The 25,036-nt window shown below is 52.5% G+C and carries 19 protein-coding genes; 15 read left to right on the forward strand and 4 right to left on the reverse strand.

Going from position 1 to position 25,036, the window contains the following annotated elements:
- Positions 1-27 precede the first annotated feature (27 nt).
- From ihfB to OGV38_RS14335, 8 genes are all read left to right on the forward strand, one after another.
- Positions 28-312, forward strand: a complete 285-nt coding sequence (gene ihfB, locus OGV38_RS14300; protein WP_003035780.1) for an integration host factor subunit beta — start codon at positions 28-30, stop codon at positions 310-312.
- A 206-nt stretch (positions 313-518) separates the two neighbouring features.
- Positions 519-2,783 carry a ComEC family protein gene (locus OGV38_RS14305; RefSeq protein ID WP_137352025.1) on the forward strand — a complete coding sequence of 755 codons (2,265 nt, stop codon included), beginning with the start codon at positions 519-521 and terminating at the stop codon, positions 2,781-2,783.
- 36 nt (positions 2,784-2,819) lie between these two features.
- Positions 2,820-4,568, forward strand: coding sequence for a lipid A ABC transporter ATP-binding protein/permease MsbA (gene msbA / locus OGV38_RS14310; RefSeq protein WP_016156118.1), 1,749 nt, complete (start codon positions 2,820-2,822; stop codon positions 4,566-4,568).
- Positions 4,565-5,542 carry a tetraacyldisaccharide 4'-kinase gene (gene lpxK / locus OGV38_RS14315; protein WP_279268105.1) on the forward strand — a complete coding sequence of 326 codons (978 nt, stop codon included), beginning with the start codon at positions 4,565-4,567 and terminating at the stop codon, positions 5,540-5,542. The genes msbA and lpxK overlap by 4 nt, the downstream gene beginning before the upstream one ends.
- Positions 5,543-5,583: 41 nt before the next feature.
- Positions 5,584-6,816 (forward strand): winged helix-turn-helix domain-containing protein, encoded by a 1,233-nt coding sequence (locus tag OGV38_RS14320; protein ID WP_016152451.1) that lies wholly within the window; start codon positions 5,584-5,586, stop codon positions 6,814-6,816.
- 51 nt (positions 6,817-6,867) lie between these two features.
- The gene (ycaR, locus tag OGV38_RS14325; protein WP_003035793.1) at positions 6,868-7,050 is read left to right on the forward strand and encodes a protein YcaR; all 183 of its coding nucleotides are present in this window, start codon (positions 6,868-6,870) and stop codon (positions 7,048-7,050) included.
- A complete protein-coding gene (gene kdsB / locus OGV38_RS14330; RefSeq protein WP_016152452.1) occupies positions 7,047-7,793 on the forward strand; it encodes a 3-deoxy-manno-octulosonate cytidylyltransferase in 747 nt (248 codons plus the stop codon). Before ycaR ends, kdsB begins: the two co-directional genes overlap by 4 nt.
- Before the next feature lie 163 nt (positions 7,794-7,956).
- Entirely contained in the window at positions 7,957-8,850 is an 894-nt protein-coding gene (locus tag OGV38_RS14335; protein ID WP_016156120.1) for a YcbJ family phosphotransferase, read from the forward strand.
- A 35-nt stretch (positions 8,851-8,885) separates the two neighbouring features.
- Here OGV38_RS14335 and elyC read toward each other — a convergent pair whose 3' ends face one another.
- Positions 8,886-9,650 (reverse strand): envelope biogenesis factor ElyC, encoded by a 765-nt coding sequence (gene elyC / locus OGV38_RS14340; protein WP_269517492.1) that lies wholly within the window; start codon positions 9,648-9,650, stop codon positions 8,886-8,888.
- 135 nt (positions 9,651-9,785) lie between these two features.
- On the opposite strand from elyC, the gene cmoM reads away from it, so the two are divergent.
- The 7 genes from cmoM to OGV38_RS14375 all read left to right on the forward strand — a co-directional run bounded on the left by cmoM (position 9,786) and on the right by OGV38_RS14375 (position 20,459).
- Entirely contained in the window at positions 9,786-10,589 is an 804-nt protein-coding gene (cmoM, locus tag OGV38_RS14345) for a tRNA uridine 5-oxyacetic acid(34) methyltransferase CmoM (protein WP_016152455.1), read from the forward strand.
- Positions 10,582-11,904 (forward strand): chromosome partition protein MukF, encoded by a 1,323-nt coding sequence (gene mukF / locus OGV38_RS14350; RefSeq protein WP_016156123.1) that lies wholly within the window; start codon positions 10,582-10,584, stop codon positions 11,902-11,904. Before cmoM ends, mukF begins: the two co-directional genes overlap by 8 nt.
- Positions 11,885-12,589, forward strand: coding sequence for a chromosome partition protein MukE (gene mukE / locus OGV38_RS14355; protein ID WP_016152457.1), 705 nt, complete (start codon positions 11,885-11,887; stop codon positions 12,587-12,589). Before mukF ends, mukE begins: the two co-directional genes overlap by 20 nt.
- The gene (gene mukB, locus OGV38_RS14360; RefSeq protein ID WP_286473643.1) at positions 12,589-17,049 is read left to right on the forward strand and encodes a chromosome partition protein MukB; all 4,461 of its coding nucleotides are present in this window, start codon (positions 12,589-12,591) and stop codon (positions 17,047-17,049) included. The genes mukE and mukB overlap by 1 nt, the downstream gene beginning before the upstream one ends.
- Before the next feature lie 256 nt (positions 17,050-17,305).
- On the forward strand, positions 17,306-19,057 hold the full coding sequence (ldtD, locus tag OGV38_RS14365; protein WP_269517488.1) for a L,D-transpeptidase: 1,752 nt from the start codon (positions 17,306-17,308) through the stop codon (positions 19,055-19,057).
- A gap of 177 nt (positions 19,058-19,234) precedes the next feature.
- Positions 19,235-19,783, forward strand: a complete 549-nt coding sequence (gene mepK / locus OGV38_RS14370; RefSeq protein WP_016152461.1) for a peptidoglycan L,D-endopeptidase MepK — start codon at positions 19,235-19,237, stop codon at positions 19,781-19,783.
- A 28-nt stretch (positions 19,784-19,811) separates the two neighbouring features.
- A complete protein-coding gene (locus OGV38_RS14375; protein ID WP_003035823.1) occupies positions 19,812-20,459 on the forward strand; it encodes an MBL fold metallo-hydrolase in 648 nt (215 codons plus the stop codon).
- Between the two features lie 54 nt (positions 20,460-20,513).
- Here the strand turns inward: OGV38_RS14375 and aspC are convergent, their stop codons facing one another.
- The 3 genes from aspC to asnS all read right to left on the reverse strand — a co-directional run bounded on the left by aspC (position 20,514) and on the right by asnS (position 24,965).
- Entirely contained in the window at positions 20,514-21,704 is a 1,191-nt protein-coding gene (gene aspC / locus OGV38_RS14380; protein ID WP_016152462.1) for an aspartate transaminase, read from the reverse strand.
- A 183-nt stretch (positions 21,705-21,887) separates the two neighbouring features.
- A complete protein-coding gene (gene ompF, locus OGV38_RS14385; RefSeq protein WP_286473646.1) occupies positions 21,888-22,964 on the reverse strand; it encodes a porin OmpF in 1,077 nt (358 codons plus the stop codon).
- 600 nt (positions 22,965-23,564) lie between these two features.
- Positions 23,565-24,965 (reverse strand): asparagine--tRNA ligase, encoded by a 1,401-nt coding sequence (gene asnS / locus OGV38_RS14390; RefSeq protein ID WP_016152464.1) that lies wholly within the window; start codon positions 24,963-24,965, stop codon positions 23,565-23,567.
- Between the last annotated feature and the right edge of the window lie 71 nt (positions 24,966-25,036).

Consider the following 25,036-nt stretch of genomic DNA (forward strand, 5'->3'; position numbering starts at 1 on the left):
TTATGCCTTTAAGGAACCGGAGGAATCATGACCAAGTCAGAATTGATTGAAAGACTTGCAACCCAGCAACCTCATATTCCCGCGAAAGCGGTTGAAGATGCAGTTAAAGAGATGCTGGAACATATGGCCTCGACTCTTGCGCAGGGCGAGCGTATTGAAATCCGCGGTTTCGGCAGTTTCTCTTTGCATTACCGCGCACCGCGCACCGGACGTAATCCGAAGACCGGCGATAAAGTGGACCTGGAAGGAAAATACGTTCCGCACTTTAAACCAGGTAAAGAACTGCGCGATCGCGCCAATATTTACGGTTAAGTTTTTAGCGAGACTTAACGCCGAGAAAAGCACCCGCATGGGTGCTTTTTTCATTTCTGCCAACCCATCCTGGAGTCTCCATCCCAGTTAATTTGCACGTTACAAGCGCCGCTAAATGTTAGCGGAATGCATACCGTATAACGCTAAATTGGCACCAGACAACCGTCGAACATTACTGCACACTTCCTGCTACAGGGAGGTGACTGATGAAAATAACAACGGTTAGTGCGAGTGCATTATTCGGCATTCTCCCGCTTATGCTATTACCTGCGTTACCTGACATGCTGTGCATCGGCGTTATATTTGGTCTGGCAATTCTGCTCTGCCTTATTTCTCACAGCCCTGTACGTTTCGCCGGATTAACCCTGCTATTTTTTCTTTGGGGAGTTCTGGCTGCGAAAGATGCGCTGTGGGCCGGTAATACGCTGCCTGCAAAAAGCCAGCAGGCCATCGTGCGGATAACCGGAACCGATAATATGACAACGCACTACGGCCAGATCACGCATCTGCAGGGGAAGCGGGTATTTCCTGACATCGGAATTACTCTGTATGGGCAGTACCTACCCGGCAACGTTTGTGCGGGCCAGACATGGGCGATGACGTTGAAGGTTCGTGCTATACACGGTCAATTGAACGAGGGCGGGTTTGATAGCCAGCGTTACGCATTGGCGCAGCACCAGCTGCTGACGGGAAGATTTTTGCAGGCTTCGGTTATCACACAACAATGCAATTTACGTTCGCGGTATCTCTCCTCGTTGAAAAGCGCGCTCGCTGACTATCCCTGGCAGCAGGTTATACTGGGCCTGGGAATGGGGGAGCGCTTGTCCGTGTCACAAGCGGTGAAAACCATTATGCGTGATACCGGTACGGCCCATTTGATGGCTATCTCCGGGCTGCATATTGCATTTGCCGCACTTCTGGCTGCAGGATTAATTCGCGCGGGGCAATTTTTTATGCCAACCAGATGGATTTGCTGGCAGGTTCCGTTAGTTGGCGGGATCGTCTGCGCAACATTCTATGCCTGGTTAACGGGGCTACAGCCCCCGGCATTACGTACGGTTGTTGCGCTACTGGTCTGGGGAGGGCTAAAACTCAGCGGCAGGCAGTGGAGTGGATGGTCGGTGTGGATCTGCTGTCTGGCAGCCATTCTGGTGGTGGATCCTGTCGCCGTTCTTTCACAAAGTCTGTGGTTGTCTGCTTTTGCCGTTGCGGCGCTGCTGTTCTGGTATCAATGGGTTCCGATGCCGGATTGGCCGCTGTCGCGCGTTGGACGCCAATTTCTGGCGCTTGCTCATTTGCAATTGGGAATTACGCTCCTGCTTCTGCCTGTGCAAATCGCGATGTTTCACGGTTTTAGCCTGACCTCATTTCTGGCGAATTTGTTTGCTGTACCGCTGGTTACGTTTATTTCCGTACCATTGATATTAGCAGGCATGATCGTGCATTTAACCGGGCTGGCGATGGTTGAGTCGAACCTATGGTATTTAGCGGATCGCTCCCTCGCGCTATTATTTTGGGGGCTCAGGAGCCTGCCTGAAGGGTGGATCAATATTGATGCACGTTGGCAATGGCTTGCATTTGTACCCGGACTCCTGCTCATCGCATATCGGCTGAACGCGTGGCGAACTATACCGGTAGTTTGCGTCACTGTGCTCCTTTTACTGAGCGCCCCGTTCTGGCGAACGCCACGTACTGATGTCTGGCAAGTGCATATGCTGGACGTCGGGCAGGGGCTGGCGATGGTCATTTCGCGCAATGGGAAAGCGATTCTTTACGATACCGGTCTGGCATGGCCTGAAGGCGATAGCGCGCAACAGCTGATTATTCCCTGGCTACGCTGGCACAACCTGGAGCCAGAAGGCGTTATTTTAAGCCATGAGCATATGGATCACCGGGGCGGGTTGCGTTCGCTGCAGCAAGCCTGGCCGTCGCTATGGATAAGAAGCCCATTAGGTTGGGAAGGGCATCTCCCGTGTTTACGCGGGGAGCGCTGGCAATGGCAAGGGTTAACCTTTAGTGCGCATTGGCCCGTGCGTGGAATTAAAGATCTGGGGAATAACCACTCCTGCGTGGTTAAGGTCGATGACGGGCATCAGAGTATTCTGCTGACCGGAGATATTGAGTCTCCCGCTGAACAAAAAATGCTCAGTCACTACTGGCAGCATCTGCAGTCTACGGTGATACAGGTTCCACATCATGGTAGCAATACCTCATCATCGCAGGCGCTGATTCAGCGGGTCGGCGGGCAGGCCGCGTTAGCCTCCGCATCCCGTTACAATGCCTGGCGTCTCCCGTCCAGGAAAGTGAAGCAACGTTATCGGCAACAAAATTATCAATGGCTGGATACACCCCACCAGGGGCAGATTACGCTGGATTTTTATCAAAAAAACTGGCGAATAAACAGCTTGCGGGATCAGATTTTACCTCGTTGGTATCATCAGTGGTTTGGCGTGTCGGAGGATAACGGGTAGAATATGCGGCTATTCTAACAAATGCTGGTTTTTTGAATGCATAACGATAAAGATCTCTCTACGTGGCAGACGTTTCGCCGACTATGGCCAACCATAGCGCCTTTTAAATCGGGTCTGATCGTGGCGGGTATAGCGTTAATCCTGAACGCGGCCAGCGATACCTTCATGCTATCGCTCCTTAAGCCATTACTGGATGATGGTTTTGGTAAAACGGATCGCTCGGTGCTGCTGTGGATGCCGCTGGTGGTCATTGGACTAATGGTTCTTCGCGGATTCACCAGCTATGTCTCCAGCTACTGCATCTCATGGGTATCAGGCAAAGTGGTCATGACCATGCGTCGCCGCCTGTTTGGCCATATGATGGGCATGCCGGTGTCCTTTTTTGATAAACAGTCTACAGGTACGCTGTTGTCACGTATTACCTATGATTCAGAGCAGGTCGCATCATCGTCCTCCGGCGCGCTGATCACCGTGGTACGTGAAGGGGCTTCAATTATTGGCCTGTTTATCATGATGTTCTATTACAGCTGGCAGCTGTCATTGATCCTGATTGTACTGGCGCCAATTGTTTCAGTGGCGATTCGTATAGTTTCCAAGCGTTTTCGTAGCATCAGTAAAAATATGCAAAACACCATGGGGCAGGTTACGACCAGTGCAGAGCAGATGCTGAAAGGCCACAAAGAAGTTCTGATTTTTGGTGGTCAGGAAGTCGAAACTAAGCGCTTTGATAAAGTCAGCAATAAGATGCGTTTGCAGGGCATGAAGATGGTTTCCGCCTCTTCTATCTCCGATCCTATCATCCAGCTGATTGCGTCTCTGGCTCTGGCCTTCGTGTTGTATGCAGCCAGCTTCCCAAGCGTAATGGAAAACCTGACTGCAGGGACAATTACGGTTGTCTTCTCCTCAATGATCGCGCTGATGCGTCCGTTGAAATCGCTGACCAACGTCAACGCGCAGTTCCAGCGCGGTATGGCGGCCTGCCAGACCTTATTTACGATTCTGGATAGCGAGCAGGAAAAAGATGAAGGTACACGCGAAATCGAACGTGCTACCGGCAATCTCGAGTTCCGCAACGTGACATTCACCTATCCGGGACGTGAAGTACCTGCGCTGCGCAACATCAACCTGAATATTCCAGCGGGGAAAACTGTTGCCCTGGTTGGCCGTTCGGGTTCAGGGAAATCCACCATCGCCAGCTTGATCACGCGCTTCTATGATATTGATGAAGGGCAGATTCTGATGGACGGACACGATCTACGTGAATATACCCTGGCATCCCTGCGCGATCAGGTCGCGTTGGTTTCGCAGAATGTGCACCTGTTTAACGATACGGTTGCCAACAACATCGCCTACGCGCGTACCGATTTGTACAGCCGTGAGCAGATCGAAAAAGCGGCGAAAATGGCTTACGCCATGGATTTCATCAATAAGATGGACAATGGCCTGGATACGGTGATTGGCGAAAACGGCGTCCTGCTATCTGGTGGTCAGCGCCAGCGTATCGCTATTGCCCGCGCCTTGTTGCGTGACAGTCCGATTCTGATCCTTGATGAAGCAACGTCGGCACTCGATACCGAGTCTGAACGCGCGATTCAGGCTGCTCTGGATGAGCTTCAGAAAAACCGTACCTCCCTGGTGATTGCTCACCGCCTTTCTACCATTGAACAGGCGGATGAAATCATCGTGGTGGAAGACGGTATTATTGTTGAGCGTGGAACCCATAGCGAGCTGATTGAGCAGCGTGGGGTATATGCACAATTACATAAAATGCAATTCGGTCAATGATCGCTCGAATCTGGTCTGGTGAGTCGCCGCTGTGGCGACTGTTACTCCCGCTCTCCTGGCTGTATGGCCTGGTGAGTGGGGGGATCCGCTTATGTTACAAGCTTGGGATTAAACGCGCGTGGCGTGCACCAGTCCCGGTTGTGGTGGTCGGAAACCTGACCGCGGGCGGCAATGGCAAAACACCAGTGGTGATTTGGCTGGTTGAACAACTGCGTCAACGTGGGATTCGCGTGGGTGTGGTGTCGCGTGGTTATGGCGGGAAAGCGGCTGCTTACCCGCTGTTACTGACCGCAGATACCACTACGGCAGAAGCGGGTGATGAACCTGTACTGATCGCCCAACGTACCGGTGTGCCCGTAGCGGTATCCCCGGTAAGATCGGATGCAGTCAAAGCCATTTTGGCCCAACACGATGTGCAGATGATTGTGACGGACGATGGGCTACAGCACTACCGTCTGGCGCGAGATGTTGAAATCGTGGTTATTGACGGAGAACGTCGGTTTGGCAATGGCTGGTGGCTTCCCGCGGGTCCCATGCGGGAACGCGCAGGTCGGCTTAAATCGGTGGATGCGACTATCGTTAACGGTGGCGTTGCGCAGCCAGGGGAAATCCCTATGCGACTTGAACCGGGGCTGGCCGTTAATTTACGTACGGGTGAACGCCGCGATGTGTCGCAGCTGTCCAATATTGTCGCCATGGCGGGCATTGGCCATCCACCGCGTTTTTTTGCCACGCTGGAAGCATGCGGTGCCAGCGTGCAAAAAAGTATTGCGCTGGCAGACCATCAGTCTCTGGCCTACAGTGACGTCAGTGCGTTTGCAGACGCCGGGCAAACGCTGGTGATGACGGAAAAAGATGCGGTTAAGTGCCGTGCATTTGCCGATGAAAACTGGTGGTATTTACCTGTTGACGCTCATTTGTCAGGCGATCGGCCTGATATGTTGCTGGATAGCTTAATCTCGCTGACTCGCTAACTGATTCACGCTGCGGCAGCGAATCATTTATGAGGCCATAAATGTCGTTGCCGCGTCTTTCTTTGACGGATGCCCGTCATCTTCACCTTGCCGCTCAAGGGCTGCTGAAAAAAACACGCCGTCGGGCAACCCCAGCAGATATTCTTGCTACCATTTCGCGCATGTCGTTATTGCAAATCGATACCATCAATATTGTGTCGCGCAGCCCTTACCTGGTGCTGTTTAGTCGGTTGGGTGATTATTCGCCCCAGTGGCTGGATGACGCATTGCAGCGGGGCGAACTGATGGAATACTGGGCGCACGAGGCCTGCTTTTTGCCGCGTAGCGACTTTATGCTGATACGTCACCGCATGCTGGCCCCGGAGAAAATGGGCTGGAAATATAAAGCGGAGTGGATGAAAGAACATGCGCATGAGATTGAGCAACTGCTCCAGCACATCCAGCATAACGGACCAGTACGCTCTGCCGATTTTGAGCATCTGCGCAAGGGGGCCAGCGGTTGGTGGGCATGGAAACCGCATAAGCGTCATCTTGAAGGCCTGTTCACCGCCGGGAAAGTGATGGTGGTGGAACGGCGTAATTTCCAGCGAGTGTATGATTTAACCCATCGCGTCATGCCGCACTGGGATGATGAACGCGACCGGCTTTCACAGGAAGAAGCAGAAAGCCTCATGCTGGATAACAGTGCCCGCAGTCTGGGGATTTTTCGCGAACAATGGCTGGCAGACTACTATCGCCTGAAGCGTCCGGCGCTAAAAAACTGGTGCAACGTACGTGCACAGCAGCAACAGATTATTCCTGTCGATGTCGAAGGGTTAGGAACCCTGTGGCTGCATAGCCACCTTCAGCCGCTGCTGGAGCAGGCATTGACGGGTAAATTAACGGCGACGCATAGCGCAGTATTATCACCCTTTGATCCGGTGGTCTGGGATCGTAAACGGGCAGAGCAGCTATTCGATTTTAGCTATCGCCTCGAATGCTACACGCCAGCACCGAAACGTCAGTATGGTTATTTTGTCCTGCCGCTGCTGCATCGCGGGCAGTTAGTTGGGCGGATGGATGCCAAAATGCACCGCAAAACGGGCGTACTGGAAGTGATTTCGCTCTGGTTACAGGATGGCGTCAAACCTGGGGTTACTCTGCAAAAAGGATTGTTTCAGGCGATTGATGATTTTGCCCGCTGGCAGCAGGCAACACGTGTGACGCTGGGACGCTATCCTGAAGGTTTATTTGCTGATGCACGCCATGGTTGGGAAATAGACCCAGCACGGTAAGCGATTATGTTAATATTTACGGATTCACAATCCGGTCCATCTGGAGGAACTATGGATCATCGTCTGCTTGAAATCATTGCCTGCCCGGTATGCAATGGCAAACTCTGGTTTAACCAGGAAAAACAGGAACTGATTTGTAAACTGGATAACCTTGCTTTCCCACTGCGTGATGGCATTCCCGTGTTACTGGAAACCGAAGCTCGCGTTCTGACTGCTGATGAGAGTAAATCATGAGTTTTGTGGTCATTATTCCTGCGCGTTATGCGTCCACACGTTTGCCGGGCAAGCCGCTACTGGATATCAATGGCAAGCCGATGATCGTGCATGTGCTGGAGCGTGCGCGTGAATCTGGCGCTGAACGTATTATTGTTGCGACCGATCACGAAGATGTCGCTCGCGCGGTAGAAGCGGTGGGGGGGGAAGTATGCATGACCCGCGCCGATCACCAGTCCGGTACGGAGCGTCTGGCGGAAGTCGTCGAGAAATGTGGCTTTAGCGATGATACCGTTATTGTGAACGTACAGGGTGATGAGCCGATGATCCCGGCGGTCATTATTCGCCAGGTCGCTGAGAATCTGGCGCAGCGCCAGGTCGGTATGGCGACCCTTGCTGCCCCGATTCACAGTGCGGAAGAGGCATTTAATCCGAATGCGGTGAAAGTCGTTCTGGACGCCGAAGGTTATGCACTCTATTTTTCACGCGCGACCATTCCGTGGGATCGCGACCGTTTCGCTAAAAGCCTGGAAACGGTGGGTGACACCTTCCTGCGACATCTGGGTATTTACGGCTATCGCGCCGGTTTTATCCGCCGTTATGTTAACTGGCAGCCCAGCCCGCTTGAGCATATTGAAATGCTGGAGCAACTACGTGTGTTGTGGTACGGCGAAAAAATTCATGTTGCCGTCGCCAAAGAAGTACCCGGTACCGGCGTAGACACTGCCGAAGATCTTGAGCGCGTTCGCGCCGAAATGCGTTAGTTTTTCTCACGACACTCCCCCTGATGACGCGAATTTTTGGGAGGAGTGTCATATCGTTACGCTTTCCCGCCACTTTTCTTTTCATCAATTGATCTCATCCGGGTGACATCTGTCTGCACGACGCTCATTATGAAAGCAGTAGCATTTATGAGGGCAATCCGAAATGGAACAGTTGCGTGCCGAACTCAGTCATCTGTTGGGTGAAAAACTCAGTCGTATAGAATGCGTGAATGAAAAAGTGGATACGGCCCTGTGGTCACTGTACGACAGCCAGGGAAATCCGATGCCACTGATGGCGAGAAGTTTCACCACGCCGGGTATGGCGCAGCAGTTGGCATGGAAAACCTCCATGCTGGCGCGCAGTGGTACGGTGCGTATGCCCGTCATTTATGGGGTCTTAACCCATGAGGAACATCCCGGTCCTGATGTGCTACTGCTTGAGCGTTTACGTGGAGTGCCGGTGGAAGCGCCTGCCCGAACGCCCGAACGTTGGGAACATTTAAAAGATCAGATCGTAGAAGGTCTGCTGTCATGGCATCGGCAGGATAGTGCTGGCTGCGTGGGAATGGTGGATAACACGCAAGAGAATATCTGGCCATCCTGGTATCGTCAGCGGGTTGAGGTGCTGTGGACCACGTTAAATCAGTTCAACAATACCGGGCTAACGATGCAGGACAAGCGGATCCTGTTTCGCACGCGTGAGTGTTTGCCTGCCTTATTTGAAGGATTCAATGATAACTGCGTGCTGATCCACGGTAATTTCAGTTTACGTAGCATGCTCAAAGACGCCCGTAGCGATCAGCTTCTGGCTATGGTGGGACCGGGGTTGATGCTGTGGGCGCCAAGGGAATATGAACTGTTCCGCCTGATGGATAATGCGCTGGCGGAAAGCCTGCTTTGGCAATACCTACAGCGCGCGCCAGTGGCGGAGTCATTCATCTGGCGGCGCTGGTTGTACGTGTTATGGGATGAAGTGACGCAACTGGTCAACACCGGACGCTTTAATCGTTCCAACTTTGACCTGGCAACGAAATCATTGCTGCCGTGGCTCGCATGATAAACATGTGAACATCTTATCAGGCAACATTCCTGTCAATGTTCCGATCCTTTCAGCCACTGCCAGATGCGTCCCAGGGTTTCGTAACCAACGCGATCGCTGTGCATCAACCAGACGGGTGAAGGTATAGCGCGCTCCCACGGATTAAGCGGTGAATCAATTGCTAACTGATTGGCTGGCGCTGGCAGCGGATGCAAGCCGGCCTGCTGGAAGAAGATCATCGCCCGCGGTAAGTGGGAGGCAGAGGTTACCAGCAGGAACGGCGCATTGCCGATGGCCTTCTTTACCGCTGCGGCTTCTTCTTCGGTATCTTTGGGGTGATCCAGGGTGATGATTTCATTGGCTGGCACCCCCAGCGACTGCGCTACGCGGGCGCCAGCTTCTGCGGTACTGACGTTATTCGTCTTTGCGGCAGCGCCGGTAAAGATGAGCTTCGATCCCGGGTTTGCGCGCCATAGGCGAATACCTTCATTCAGACGTGGAAGGCTGTTGCTGATCAGATTTGAACTCGGCGCCCACTCCGGATTCCAGGTATACCCTCCGCCCAGCACCACAATATATTCCACTTTTTGCGAACCTTGCCACGTTGGATAACTGTCCTCAATCGGTTTCAACAGGCTGTCGGCGACGGGCTGTAAACTAAGGAGTAACAGTGCCAGCCAACTCAGACTAATACACACTTTCCCTGTTTTTTGAAAGCGACTGAACCAGACCAGCGCCAGGCCAATACCCATCATAATTAGCATCAGTGGCAGCGGCAGCATCATACCGCCAATCACTTTCTTCAGCGTAAAAAGCATCCTTTTTGGTTCCTTTTTTAACCATACAGCAGGGGATCTGCAGGGATATTACACCAGGAAGGTTCATTCTCGGCGTGGGTGTGACAAAATAGCGGTTTTACTTAGTCACCCTAAAGCCAGTATGTGGAGAGCCCGATGCGGGACCGCAATTTTGATGACATTGCAGAGAAGTTTTCCCGTAACATTTACGGCACCACCAAAGGTCAATTAAGACAGGCTATCCTTTGGCAGGATCTGGATCGATTACTGGAAACGTTCGGTGAGCAAAAACTGCACATTCTGGATGCTGGTGGTGGTGAAGGGCAAACGGCCATCAAAATGGCGGAACGAGGACATTTCGTCACATTATGCGATCTGTCTGGCGAGATGATCGCCCGAGCGCAACAGGCGGCAGAGGCAAAAGGTGTGAGCGGGAACATGCATTTTATACAATGCGCCGCTCAGGATGTTGCTTCGCATTTGGAAAGCCCGGTTGATCTGATATTGTTTCATGCTGTGCTGGAGTGGGTGACAGATCCGGTCAGCGTGTTGCAGACTCTGTGGTCAGTATTGCGTCCAGGCGGCGCGCTGTCGTTAATGTTCTACAATGCTAACGGTCTGTTGATGCATAACATGGTCGCAGGGAACTTTGACTATGTGCAGGTGGGGATGCCGAAACGTAAAAAACGCACGCTTTCACCGGACTACCCGCGCGATCCGGGGCAGGTCTACCAGTGGCTGGACGAGATCGGTTGGCAGATAACCGGTAAAACGGGCGTCCGTGTGTTTCATGATTATCTGCGAGATAAACATAAACAGCATGACGACTTTGAAATGTTACTTGAGTTAGAAACGCGTTATTGCCGCCAGGAACCGTATATCAGCCTTGGGCGCTATATTCATGTCACCGCGATTAAAAGTTCGGCCCGAGCCGCAGATGCAAGGATAATTTATGAGTGAATTTTCCCAGACAGTCCCCGAACTGGTTGCCTGGGCCAGAAAAAATGACTTCTCCATCTCTCTGCCGGTAGACAGACTTTCGTTCCTGCTGGCGGTCGCGACCCTGAACGGTGAGCGACTTGACGGCGAGATGAGTGAAGGTGAGCTGGTGGATGCGTTCCGCCATGTGAGTGATGCGTTTGAGCAAACCAGCGAAACCATCGGCGTACGCGCCAACAACGCGATCAACGATATGGTGCGTCAACGTCTGCTGAACCGCTTTACCAGCGAGCAGGCGGAAGGCAACGCTATATATCGTTTAACGCCATTGGGAATTGGCATCACGGATTACTACATTCGTCAGCGCGAATTCTCTACGCTGCGTCTTTCAATGCAGCTGTCGATTGTTGCAGGTGAACTAAAGCGTGCGGCGGATGCGGCAGCGGAAGGTGGCGATGAGTTCCACTGGCATCGCAACGTCTACGCGCCATTGAAATACTCGGTGGCGGAGATTTTCGACAGTATCGATCTGACCCAGCGCATCATGGATGAACAGCAGCAGCAGGTAAAAGACGACATCGCACAGTTGCTTAATAAAGACTGGCGGGCGGCGATCTCCAGCTGTGAACTGCTGCTCTCTGAAACGTCTGGTACGCTGCGTGAACTGCAGGATACGCTGGAAGCGGCGGGGGATAAGCTACAGGCTCACCTGTTACACATCCAGGACGCCACGATGACGCATGACGATTTGCATTTCGTCGATCGGCTGGTGTTTGACTTACAAAGTAAGCTCGACCGCATTATCAGTTGGGGTCAGCAGTCCATTGATTTATGGATCGGCTACGATCGTCATGTGCATAAGTTTATCCGTACCGCGATCGATATGGATAAAAACCGCGTCTTTGCCCAGCGTTTGCGCCAGTCCGTGCAGACATACTTTGACGATCCGTGGGCGCTAACCTATGCCAACGCCGATCGTCTGCTGGATATGCGTGACGAAGAGATGGTGCTGCGTGACGAAGAGGTCACCGGCGAGCTTCCGGAAGATCTGGAATATGAAGAATTTAACGAGATCCGTGAACAGTTGGCGGCGATCATCGAAGAACAGCTGGCTATCTACAAATCCAGACAAACACCACTGGATCTCGGTTTGGTCGTGCGCGAGTATCTGGCGCAATACCCACGTGCGCGTCATTTCGACGTCGCGCGCATAGTTATCGATCAGGCGGTACGCCTTGGCGTAGCGCAAGCAGACTTCACCGGACTGCCAGCCAAATGGCAGCCGATTAATGATTACGGAGCCAAGGTACAGGCGCATGTCATTGACAAATATTGAACAAGTGATGCCGGTAAAGCTGGCGCAGGCGCTGGCGAATCCGTTATTTCCGGCGCTGGACAGCGCCTTACGTTCGGGCCGCCATATCGGTCTGGATGAACTGGATAATCATGCCTTCCTGATGGATTTTCAGGAATATTTTGAAGAGTTTTACAGCCGCTATAACGTGGAATTGATCCGTGCGCCGGAAGGGTTCTTCTACCTTCGCCCGCGTTCAACGACGCTCATTCCCCGTTCGGTCCTGTCTGAACTGGACATGATGGTTGGTAAAATTCTTTGCTATCTCTATCTCAGCCCAGAACGCCTGGCGAATGAAGGGATTTTTACCCAGCAAGAGTTGTACGACGAGCTGCTAACGCTGGCTGATGAAGCGAAGCTGCTGAAACTGGTAAACAACCGTTCAACCGGTTCGGATGTTGATCGCCAGAAGCTACAGGAAAAAGTTCGTTCTTCGCTAAACCGTCTGCGCCGTTTAGGCATGGTGTGGTTTATGGGTCACGACAGCAGCAAATTCCGTATTACGGAATCAGTCTTCCGCTTTGGCGCGGACGTGCGCAGCGGTGACGATCCGCGCGAAGCGCAGCGTCGCCTAATTCGTGATGGCGAAGCGATGCCGGTCGAAAACCGCCTGCAGCTCAACGATGAGCCCGAAGAGAATCAGCCGGACAGTGGAGAAGAAGAATAATGATTGAACGCGGTAAATTTCGCTCACTTACGCTGATTAACTGGAATGGTTTTTTTGCCCGTACGTTCGACCTCGATGAACTGGTTACCACGCTGTCCGGCGGTAACGGTGCGGGTAAGTCCACCACCATGGCGGCATTTGTAACAGCGCTCATTCCGGACTTAACCCTGCTGCATTTCCGTAACACCACCGAAGCCGGTGCAACCAGTGGTTCACGTGATAAGGGCCTGCACGGTAAGTTGAAAGCGGGCGTCTGTTACTCAATGCTCGACGTCCTCAACTCGCGCCATCAGCGCGTGGTCGTGGGGGTGCGTCTGCAACAGGTTGCCGGTCGCGATCGTAAAGTGGATATCAAACCGTTTGCCATTCAGGGGCTGCCGATGTCGGTGCAGCCAACCCAACTGGTGACGGAAACGCTGAATGAACGCCAGGCGCGCGTGCTGTCCCTCTCTGAGCTGAAAGAGAAGCTTGATGAGATGGAAGGTGTGCAGTTTAAACAGTTCAACTCAATCACCGATTATCACTCACTGATGTTCGATCTGGGCATCATCGCCCGTCGTCTGCGTTCCGCGTCTGACCGTAGTAAATTCTATCGTCTGATTGAAGCCTCGCTGTACGGCGGGATCTCCAGTGCCATTACGCGTTCACTGCGTGACTACCTGCTGCCGGAAAACAGCGGCGTACGTAAAGCCTTCCAGGATATGGAAGCTGCGCTGCGTGAAAACCGCATGACGCTGGAAGCGATTCGCGTAACTCAGTCTGACCGCGATCTGTTTAAGCATTTGATCAGCGAAGCGACCAACTATGTGGCCGCGGATTATATGCGTCACGCCAACGAACGTCGTATCCATCTTGATAAAGCGCTGGAATATCGTCGTGAGCTGCATACTTCACGTAAGCAGCTGGCCGCGGAGCAGTATAAGCACGTGGATATGGCGCGCGAACTGGGCGAGCATAACGGCGCGGAAGGCGATCTGGAAGCTGATTACCAGGCCGCGAGCGATCACCTGAATCTGGTGCAAACCGCTCTGCGTCAGCAGGAAAAAATTGAACGCTACGAAGCGGATCTCGAAGAACTGCAGGTCCGTCTCGAAGAACAAAATGAGGTGGTCGCGGAAGCCGTTGACCGCCAGGATGAAAACGAAGCCCGCGCAGAAGCCGCGGAACTGGAAGTGGATGAGCTGAAAAGCCAGCTTGCCGATTATCAGCAAGCGCTGGACGTCCAGCAAACGCGAGCCATCCAATATACCCAGGCGATCCAGGCGCTGAATCGGGCGAAAGAGCTCTGCCACTTACCGGATCTGACCGCCGACAGCGCTGCTGAATGGCTGGAAACCTTCCAGGCTAAAGAGCAGGAAGCCACTGAAAAACTGCTGACGCTGGAACAAAAAATGAGCGTGGCGCAAACCGCGCACAGCCAGTTCGAACAGGCTTATCAGCTGGTGGCGGCTATCAATGGCCCGCTGGCGCGTGGTGAAGCCTGGAGCGTGGCGCGTGAACTGCTGCGGGAAGGCGTTGAACAGCGCCACCTGGCGGAACAGGTTCAGCCGTTGCGTATGCGACTCAGCGAACTGGAGCAGCGTCTGCGCGAACAGCAAGACGCCGAACGTCTGCTGGCTGAATTCTGCAAGCGTCAGGGTAAACAGTTCGATATCGATGAGCTGGAATCGCTGCACCAGGAGCTGGAAGCACGCATCGCCGCCTTGTCGGACAGCGTCTCTTCTGCCAGCGAACAGCGTATGACGTTGCGTCAGGAGCAGGAACAGCTGCAGTCTCGTATCCAGCATCTGATGAAACGTGCGCCTGTCTGGCTGGCCGCGCAGAATAGCCTGAATCAGCTTAGCGAGCAGTGTGGCGAAGAGTTTACCTCAAGCCAGGATGTGACCGAGTATCTGCAACAACTGCTGGAGCGCGAGCGTGAAGCCATTGTTGAGCGTGATGAAGTCGGTGCGCGCAAAAATGCAGTTGATGAAGAAATTGAACGTTTAAGTCAGCCGGGCGGGGCGGAAGATCAGCGTCTGAACGCGCTGGCGGAGCGCTTCGGTGGCGTTCTGCTGTCAGAAATCTATGACGACGTTAGCCTTGAAGATGCGCCGTACTTCTCTGCGCTGTACGGTCCTTCGCGTCATGCCATCGTGGTGCCGGATCTGTCGCTGATTACCGAGCAGCTTGAAGGGCTGACGGATTGTCCGGAAGATCTCTATTTCATCGAAGGGGATCCGCAGTCGTTTGATGACAGCGTTTTCAGCGTTGATGAGCTGGAAAAAGCGGTAGTGGTGAAAACCGCCGAGCGTCAGTGGCGTTATTCCTGCTTCCCGACGGTGCCGATTTTTGGCCGTGCAGCGCGCGAAAGCCGTATCGAAACCCTGCATGCCGAGCGTGAAGGGCTGTCTGAACGTTTCGCAACGCTCTCCTTTGACGTCCAGAAAACCCAGCGTCTGCATCAGGCGTTCAGTCGTTTCATTGGCAGTCATTTGTCGGTGGCGTTTGAAGCCGATCCGGAAGCGGAAATTCGCCAACTGAATGGCCGTCGCGTTGAACTGGAACGTGCGCTGAGCAATCATGAAAATGATAATCAGCAAAGCCGTATGCAGTTTGAGCAGGCGAAAGAGGGGGTCTCCGCTCTTAACCGCCTTCTCCCGCGTTTGAATCTGCTGGCGGATGACACGCTGGCCGATCGCGTGGACGAAATTCGTGAGCGCCTGGATGAAGCCCAGGAAGCGGCGCGTTTTGTGCAGCAACATGACAACCAGTTAGCCAAACTGGAACCGATTGTTTCGGTCCTGCAAAATGACCCTGAGCAGTTTGAACAACTGAAGGAAGACTACGCGTATTCCCAGCAGATGCAGCGCGATGCGCGTCAGCAAGCTTTTGCTCTGACCGAAGTGGTGCAGCGCCGGGCGCACTTTAGCTATTCCGACTCTGCTGAAATGCTTAGCGGCAACAGCGATCTGAACGAAAAACTGCGTGAGCGCCTGGAACAGGCGGAAGCTGAACGTACCCGCGCCCGTGAAGCGCTACGCAGTCACGCTGCACAGTTAAGCCAGTACAACCAGGTCATGGCGTCGCTGAAAAGCTCCTATGACACCAAAAAAGAGCTGCTTAACGATTTACAACGTGAACTGCAGGATATTGGCGTTCGTGCGGACAGCGGTGCCGAAGAGCGCGCGCGTATTCGTCGTGATGAACTGCATGCACAGCTCAGCAATAACCGTGCCCGCCGTAACCAACTGGAAAAAGCGTTGACCTTCTGCGAAGCGGAGATGGAAAACCTGACCCGCAGGCTGCGCAAGCTGGAACGTGATTATTTTGAGATGCGCGAGCAGGTGGTTACCGCGAAAGCCGGATGGTGTGCGGTGATGCGGATGGTGAAAGATAACGGCGTTGAACGCCGCCTGCACCGTCGTGAGCTGGCGTATCTTTCCGGTGATGAACTGCGCTCGATGTCGGATAAGGCGCTTGGTGCGCTGCGCCTGGCGGTTGCGGATAACGAACACCTGCGCGATGTACTGCGCATGTCTGAAGATCCAAAACGCCCAGAGCGTAAAATTCAGTTCTTTGTCGCGGTTTATCAGCATCTGCGTGAACGTATTCGCCAGGATATCATCCGTACCGACGATCCGGTTGAAGCGATCGAACAGATGGAGATTGAGCTGAGCCGTCTGACGGAAGAATTAACGTCCCGCGAACAGAAACTGGCGATCAGCTCTCGCAGCGTGGCGAATATCATTCGTAAGACCATTCAGCGCGAACAGAACCGTATTCGCATGCTGAACCAGGGGCTGCAAAGCGTGTCGTTTGGCCAGGTAAACAGCGTTCGTCTGAACGTCAACGTACGCGAGACGCATGCTACCTTGCTGGACGTACTTTCCGAACAGCATGAGCAGCACCAGGATCTGTTTAACAGCAATCGTCTGACCTTCTCTGAAGCGCTGGCGAAGTTGTATCAGCGTCTGAATCCGCAGATTGATATGGGGCAACGTACGCCGCAAACCATCGGTGAAGAACTGCTGGATTACCGTAACTATCTGGAAATGGAAGTTGAAGTTAACCGTGGCTCTGACGGCTGGCTGCGTGCTGAATCTGGCGCGCTGTCAACCGGTGAAGCGATCGGGACCGGGATGTCTATTCTGGTGATGGTTGTGCAAAGCTGGGAAGACGAAGGGCGTAGACTGCGCGGGAAAGATATTTCTCCTTGCCGTCTGCTGTTCCTGGATGAAGCTGCGCGACTTGATGCACGCTCTATCGCGACTCTGTTTGAACTGTGCGAGCGTCTGCAAATGCAACTGATTATCGCAGCCCCAGAAAACATTAGCCCGGAGAAAGGCACCACCTACAAACTGGTGCGTAAAGTCTTCCAGAACACCGAACACGTTCACGTGGTCGGTCTGCGCGGGTTTGCGCCTCAGTTACCTGAGCCGCTGCCTGGCACCGAAGATGCCTCCTCGCAGGCAAGCTAAATAAAAGGCGGCTAAATGGCCGCCTTCTTTTCTTCCGAAAATTCTCAATAACTGGTGTAATTTCTTTAAACTTCTTTACATTAGGTTAGGCAAAAATTTTTTCATGTTTATATACTAAAGGTAAGCCTAACGCGTCACAGGCTTGCTCGTCATACTTCAGCTTGTATTGGCGTTTTACAGGTTCGGCCCCGCCAAAATAAGGGGAAGACATACGGCCTGGCTACTCAAAGTATGATAAAAAAACAGGGGGCAAGGGATGTTGCTTAATAAAATGTGTGGTCGTCGGCTGTCGGCAATTAGTTTGTGCCTGGCCGTAACATTCGCTCCACTGTTCAATGCGCAGGCCGATGAGCCTGAAATGATCCCTGGCGATAGCTCAGCGACCGTCAGTGAACAGCCAACAGCGTTATCGCAGCCGCAGGCTCAATCTTCCGCGACGGCTATCATGGCAGGTATTCAACCACTGCCCGAGGGCGTGTCAGTTGATAAAGCCCGCGCCGAATTACAATCTCAACTTCCAGCGGGCTTCACACCGGTTTATATGAGCCAACTGGAACTGCTGTATGCCGCACGCGAAATGAAACCGATGTGGGAAAATCGTGATGCGGTAAAAGCCTTTCAGCAACAGTTAGCTGAAGTGGCGATTGCCGGCTTTCAGCCGCAGTTCACCACCTGGGTTGCTCTACTGACTGACCCGGCAGTAACCGGTCAGGCGCGAGATATCGTGCTCTCAGATGCGATGATGGGGTATCTGCACTTTATTGCCAACATCCCCGTCAAAGGTAATCGCTGGCTCTATAGCGATAAGCCCTATGCGCTGACGACGCCGCCGATTTCCGTGATCAACCAATGGCAAGTCGCGCTGGATAACGGTCAACTGACTTCGTTTGTCGCCAGCCTGGCACCGCAACATCCGCAGTACGCAGCCATGCATGAATCGCTGCTCAAGCTGGTGGGCGATACGCGGCCCTGGCCGCAACTGACCAGTACCGCGACGCTGCGTCCGGGGGAGTGGAGTAACGACATCCCTGCGCTGCGTGAAATTTTGCGCCGTACCGGGATGCTGGAGTCTGTTGTCAGTACGGCTGCCAAAGAAGGCCGTAGCGCTTACGATCGTGAACTTGTTGACGCAGTTAAGCGGTTTCAGACGTGGCAGGGGCTTGGGGCCGATGGCGCGATTGGCCCTGCCACGCGTGACTGGCTGAACGTGACGCCCGCTCAACGTGCGGGCGTGCTGGCGTTAAATATTCAGCGCTTGCGCCTGCTGCCGGGTACGCTGTCTACCGGTATCATGGTGAATATTCCTGCCTACTCGCTGGTGTATTATCAGAACGGCAATCAGGTGCTGGCCTCGCGCGTTATCGTCGGACGTCCCGATCGTAAAACGCCGATGATGAGCAGTGCGCTGAATAACGTGGTCGTTAACCCGCCGTGGAACGTGCCGCCGACGCTGGCCCGGAAGGATATTCTGCCTAAGGTTTGGAATGACCCAGGGTATCTTGAGCGTCACGGCTATACCGTAATGCGCGGCTGGAACAGCAAAGAGACGATAGATCCGTGGCAGGTTGACTGGGCCACCATCACCGCCTCCAATCTGCCATTCCGCTTCCAGCAGGCTCCGGGAGCGCGTAACTCGCTCGGACGCTATAAATTCAATATGCCGAGTTCGGATGCTATTTATCTGCACGATACGCCGAACCACACTCTGTTCCAGAAGGATTCGCGGGCGTTAAGCTCCGGCTGCGTGCGCGTGAGCAAGGCATCTGAGCTGGCGAATATGCTGCTACAGGATGCGGGGTGGAATGATACGCGCATCTCGGATGCCCTGAAGCAAGGGGATACAAGGTACGTGAATATTCGCCAGAATATTCCCGTCAACCTCTACTATCTGACCGCATTTGTTGGCCCGGATGGTCGCACGCAGTATCGTACAGATATTTACAATTACGATCAGACAGCGCGATCCAGTGCACAAATTGTGTCAAAAGCTGAACAATTAATCAGATAAATGAAGCAGTTCGAGGAAAATAATTGTCGTAAGTTATGCTGGAAACGGGGCGAAATGGCTGCAAGCCCCGTATTTCCTGGGGTTGGGAGCCTTGACGTGGACTACTTAGCCAGATAAGGTTTCCCGCGTGCGCTAGAGCATACATACGATAACATTGACCTTGTAGACCTTAAAACCATGGACAAATTTGACGCTAATCGCCGCAAACTGCTGGCGCTTGGTGGCATTGCCCTCGGCGCTGCCATCCTGCCTACGCCTGCGTTTGCTACACTCTCTACCCCACGTCCGCGCATTTTGACTCTGAATAACCTGCATACCGGTGAGTCAATAAAAGCAGAGTTTTTTGATGGCAGGGGCTATATTCAGGACGAATTAGCTAAACTTAATCACTTTTTCCGTGATTTTCGTGCGAATAAAGTGAAATCCATCGATCCGGGATTGTTCGATCAACTCTTCCGTCTGCAGGGCCTGCTGGGCACGCGTAAACCCGTACAGCTTATTTCTGGTTACCGCTCTATTGATACCAATAATGAATTACGTGCGCACAGCCGCGGTGTGGCAAAGAAAAGCTACCACACGAAAGGGCAGGCCATGGATTTCCATATTGAAGGCATCGCATTAAGTAATATTCGCAAAGCTGCGTTATCTATGCGCGCAGGTGGTGTAGGATACTACCCACGCAGTAACTTTGTGCATATTGACACCGGACCGGCGCGTCATTGGTGATCCATAAGCTTAATGAAACAGGAGCCGTATGAACTATCGTATTATTCCGGTCACTGCATTCGCCCAGAACTGCTCGTTAATCTGGTGTGAGCAAACCCGTCTGGCTGCGCTGGTCGATCCCGGCGGCGATGCTGAGAAAATCAAACAGGAAGTCGATGCCAGTGGCCTGACGCTAATGCAGATCCTGCTCACCCATGGTCATCTTGATCACGTAGGTGCGGCGGCTGAACTGGCACAGCATTATGGTGTACCGGTTATTGGTCCGGAAAAAGAAGATGAGTTCTGGTTACAAGGACTTCCTGCTCAGAGTCGCATGTTTGGCCTGGGCGATTGTGAGCCGCTGACGCCCGATCGCTGGTTGAATGAAGGCGACCGGGTAAGCGTGGGTAACGTGACATTGCAGGTACTGCATTGCCCGGGCCACACGCCGGGACATGTGGTCTTCTTTGATGAACAATCAAAGCTACTAATTTCTGGTGACGTGATTTTCAAAGGTGGCGTTGGGCGCAGCGATTTTCCTCGCGGAGATCATAGTCAATTGATTGATTCGATTAAACGTAAACTGTTGCCGTTGGGCGATGACGTGACGTTTATTCCGGGTCACGGCCCACTTTCGACGTTGGGCAACGAACGGCTACATAATCCGTTCCTGCAGGATGAAATGCCTGTCTGGTAACACCGCAGATAAATGAAAAAGGCCGCTATTGCGGCCTTTTTAGTACGCGATAGATTACAGTACTGCGACAATCGCTTCGCACAGCGGCGCCATGTTATCTGGCGTCATTCCTGCTACGTTCACACGTCCGGAAGCGACGGCATAGACACCAAACTCTTCACGCAGACGCAGAACCTGCTCTTTGGTCAGGCCGCTGAATGAGAACATGCCGTTCTGTTTGATGATAAAGCTGAAGTCGCGGTTCGCACCTTTCTCCTGCAGCGTATTCACAAACAGCAAACGCATGCGTTGGATGCGTTGACGCATATCAGTCAGTTCCTGCTCCCAGATAGCGCGCAGGGCATCGTTGCTCAGGATGGTTGCCACAACCGACGCACCGTGTGCTGGTGGGTTGGAATAGTTGGCACGAATGACGGATTTCATCTGGCTAAACGCGCGGTCGACGGTTTCAGCATCGGCTGCAACCAGCGTACAGGCGCCTACGCGCTCATTGTACAGACCAAAGTTCTTGGAGTAGGAGCTGGCGACGATCAGCTCTTTGTGCAGCGCAGCGAATGCGCGCAGACCTTCTGCATCTTCTTCCAGACCGCGGGCAAAGCCCTGGTATGCGAAGTCAAACAGCGGCAACCAACCTTTTTCGACAGAAAGCTGAGCCAGCGTTTGCCACTGCTCCAGCGTAGGATCGATACCGGTTGGGTTATGGCAGCAGCCGTGGAATAACACCACGTCGCCAGCCTGCGCTTCGCTGAGGCTTGCCAGCAGCGCATCAAAGTCTAATGAGTGGTTCGCGGCATCGTAATAGTTGTATTCACGAACTTCCAGACCGGCAGAGTTAAAGACGCTCTTATGGTTTGGCCAGCTTGGATTGCTCACCCATACGCGTTTAGCTGAGGTGTTTTTTGCCAGGAAATCAGCGGCCACACGCAGTGCGCCAGTGCCGCCAGGGGTCTGTGCTGTACGCGCACGTTTGTCGTTGATAAGCGAACTTTCTTTACCAAACAGTAATTCCTGAGTGCAGCGACCAAACTCTGGAATACCGTCGATGCCAAGGTAATTTTTGGTGGTTTCATTTTCCAGAATATATTGCTCGGCTTTTTTAACGCTGGTCAGTACCGGCGTTTTGCCTGTCTCATCTTTATATACACCGATCCCAAGGTTTATTTTTCCTGGGCGGTCATCGGCACGAAACAAATCAGCCAGACCCAAAATGGGGTCGGCAGGAGCGGCAGTAATGTTCTCAAACATGACGAGGTTCCATAGTGATTACAGAAGGGAAGTCCGCTATCAGGTTAACGGTAGATTTACAAAATGCCAACCGTTACTGACGAAAAGCCGAGGTGTTTTTTTAAGACGCAAGAATCCGCTAGCAGAGATAAAAAAACAGGACCGAAGTCCTGTTTTTTAGGCATTTAACAAAGAGGTCTGCTATTAGAACTGGTAAACGATACCCACTGCAACGGTGTCGTCAGAGCCTACGCCCAGTTTGTTGTCAGAATCGATCTGGTTGATGATGTAATCAACATAGGTGGACATGTTTTTGTTGAAGTAGTAAGTCGCACCCACTTCAAAGTAGTTCACCAGGTCTACGTCGCCGATTCCTTCGATGTCCTTACCTTTAGATTTGGTATAGGCGAGGGACGGACGCAGGCCGAAGTCGAACTGGTACTGAGCAACCAACAGGACGTCTTCAGTTTTGTTAGCATAACCGTTAGCGATACGGGTTGCGTTACGGGTTTCGCTGTAGTTCGCCGCCAGGTAGATGTTGTTAGCATCGTATTTTAAGCCGGTCGCCCACTGCTCAGCTTTGTCGCCGTGGCCGCGCAGAAGTGGGTTTTGCTGGGCATCGGTACGATCAGCTGCACCATACGCACCTACGATACCAAAACCTTCGAATTCGTAGCTAACAGAACCGCCAACGCCATCACCGTTAGAGCGACGAACGTCATCACGCTCGTTTTTGCCCAGGTACTGAACAGCGAAGTTCAGGCCTTCAACCAAACCGAAGAAGTTAGAGTTACGGTAAGTTGCGAGACCGCCGTTACGCTGGGAGAAGAACTGGTCGGAAGCAGCAGTGTCACCACCGAATTTTGGCAGCATATCGGTGTAACCCAGTGCATCGTAAACGACGCCGTAGTTACGACCGTAATCGAAGGAGCCTGCGTCACCAAATTTCAGACCGGCAAACGCCAGACGGGTTTTGTTGCCATTCTGAGCATCATCACCGCCTTCAGAGTTATTGCCGCTGAACTGGTATTCCCACTGGCCGTAACCGGTCAGTTGGTCGTTAATCTGAGTTTCCCCTTTGAAACCAAGACGGGCGTAAGTCTGATCGCCATTAGGTGCGTAGGCATTGTCACCGTTGTGCTTGGAAAAATGGTGCAGACCTACTGCTTTACCGTACAGGTCTACTTTGTTGCCATCTTTGTTATAGATTTCTGCAGCGTTAGCTGCCCCGGCTACCAGCAGAGCAGGGATAACCACTGCCAGAATATTGCGCTTCATCATTATTTATTACCCTCATCGGTTTTTATATGACACCTGCCACTGCCGCCAATAATTTCCGTCAATAAAAATTTACGGAACTATTGATGAGAGTTTGGTGTCTTTATGTGTCTGACAGGCATCTTTCCATTCAAACTATCGTTTCGCTACCGTCAAAGTGCTACAAATATAAAGATTTGGTTTCAAAAAGAAAAAGTGTGTAACAAAATGTTATTTTTGTGCAACTTTGTGAACAACTTCAAATTTCAGATGTCCGTGCGCTAAAAATCACCACTTCTATTTCTATTTATATGATTTTCTTATATTTAATTTAGATAAACTCCTTTTTTCTCTGTTCTGCCATAAAGTTCCTGCTTTACAGATGGCTATTTCTGGACGTCTGGAATGCCGTGCAAATGGTCAGAAAATGTACTATTTAATCAGAAAATGCTAATCCACAATAAAAATGCTGATTATTTTTTGTTCAAATATGTTGCGATGAAATATTACGTAACAGGAAGGAGGAAGGCGAAGGGTTGTGTTAAACGCGGGAGGGGGATCCCAAAACGTGAAGCGGTGACAAAAAAAGCCAGCAATGCTGGCTTTTGTATCAAAAATGCAGGGTTAGAACGTGGCGTTACGCGGGGTTCGCGGGAACGGAATAACGTCACGGACGTTCTGCACGCCGGTAACGTAAGCGATCAAACGCTCAAAGCCCAAACCGAAGCCGGAATGTGGAACGGTACCGTAGCGACGCAGGTCGCGATACCACCAGTAATCTTCTTTGTTCAGACCCATTTCCAGCATACGGGCATCCAGTACGTCCAGACGCTCTTCACGCTGAGAACCACCGATGATTTCACCGATTCCTGGAGCCAGTACGTCCATTGCTGCAACGGTTTTACCGTCTTCGTTAAGGCGCATATAAAACGCTTTGATATCTTTCGGGTAGTTTTTAACGACGACCGGCGCTTTAAAGTGCTCTTCAGCAAGGTAACGTTCGTGCTCAGAAGACAGATCCACACCCCAGTAAACCGGGTTTTCGAACTGTTTGCCGCATTTTTCCAGAATGCTTACCGCGTCGGTGTAATCCACCTGCGCGAAGTCAGCCTCAATGAAACGTTCCAGGCGTGAAATCGCGTCTTTGTCGACACGTTCGGCGAAGAATTTCATATCATCCGCACGCTCAGCCAGTACGGCTTTGAACGCGTACTTCAGCATCGCTTCAGCCAGGCCTGCAACATCGTTCAGGTCGGCGAAAGCCACTTCCGGTTCCAGCATCCAGAACTCTGCCAGGTGACGACTGGTATTAGAGTTTTCTGCACGGAACGTCGGGCCAAAGGTATAAATTTTGGACAGAGCACAGGCGTAGGTTTCGCCGTTCAGCTGACCAGAAACGGTCAGGAAAGCTTCTTTACCAAAGAAGTCTTTGTCGAAATCGACTTTGCCCTGATCGTTACGCGGCAGGTTTTCCAGATCCAGCGTAGACACGCGGAACATTTCACCGGCACCTTCGGTGTCGGAAGCGGTGATCAGCGGAGTCGATACCCAAAAGAAACCCTGCTCGTGGAAGAAGCGATGCAGCGCTTGCGCCAGCGTATGACGTACACGCGCGACGGCACCAATCATGTTGGTACGTGGACGCATGTGCGCCACTTCACGCAGATACTCAATGCTGTGACGCTTAGCCGCCATTGGATAGGTATCAGGATCTTCAACCCAGCCGGCTACTTCAACCTCAGTGGCCTGAATTTCAAAGCTCTGTCCTTGTCCAGGTGATGCAACGACTTTACCCGTTACGATAACTGAACAACCCGTCGTCAGGCGCAGTACGTCCTGATTGTAATTGGGCAGAGAATTATTGATGACGGCCTGTACAGGATCAAAGCAGGAACCGTCATAAACGGCGAGGAAGGAGATGCCAGCTTTTGAATCTCGGCGGGTACGCACCCATCCGCGCACGGTGACTTCGCTGTCAACGGCTACGCGGCCCTGGAGTACGTCGGCTACAGGCACAACGCTCATAATATTCTCTCTGTTAATAGTCGGATATATAAACACATGTCCACCCGTAATGGGGGGGATACCTATGTTAC

The sequence above is a fragment of the Citrobacter sp. Cb080 genome, assembly GCF_030334745.1.
Taxonomy (GTDB): domain Bacteria; phylum Pseudomonadota; class Gammaproteobacteria; order Enterobacterales; family Enterobacteriaceae; genus Citrobacter; species Citrobacter braakii.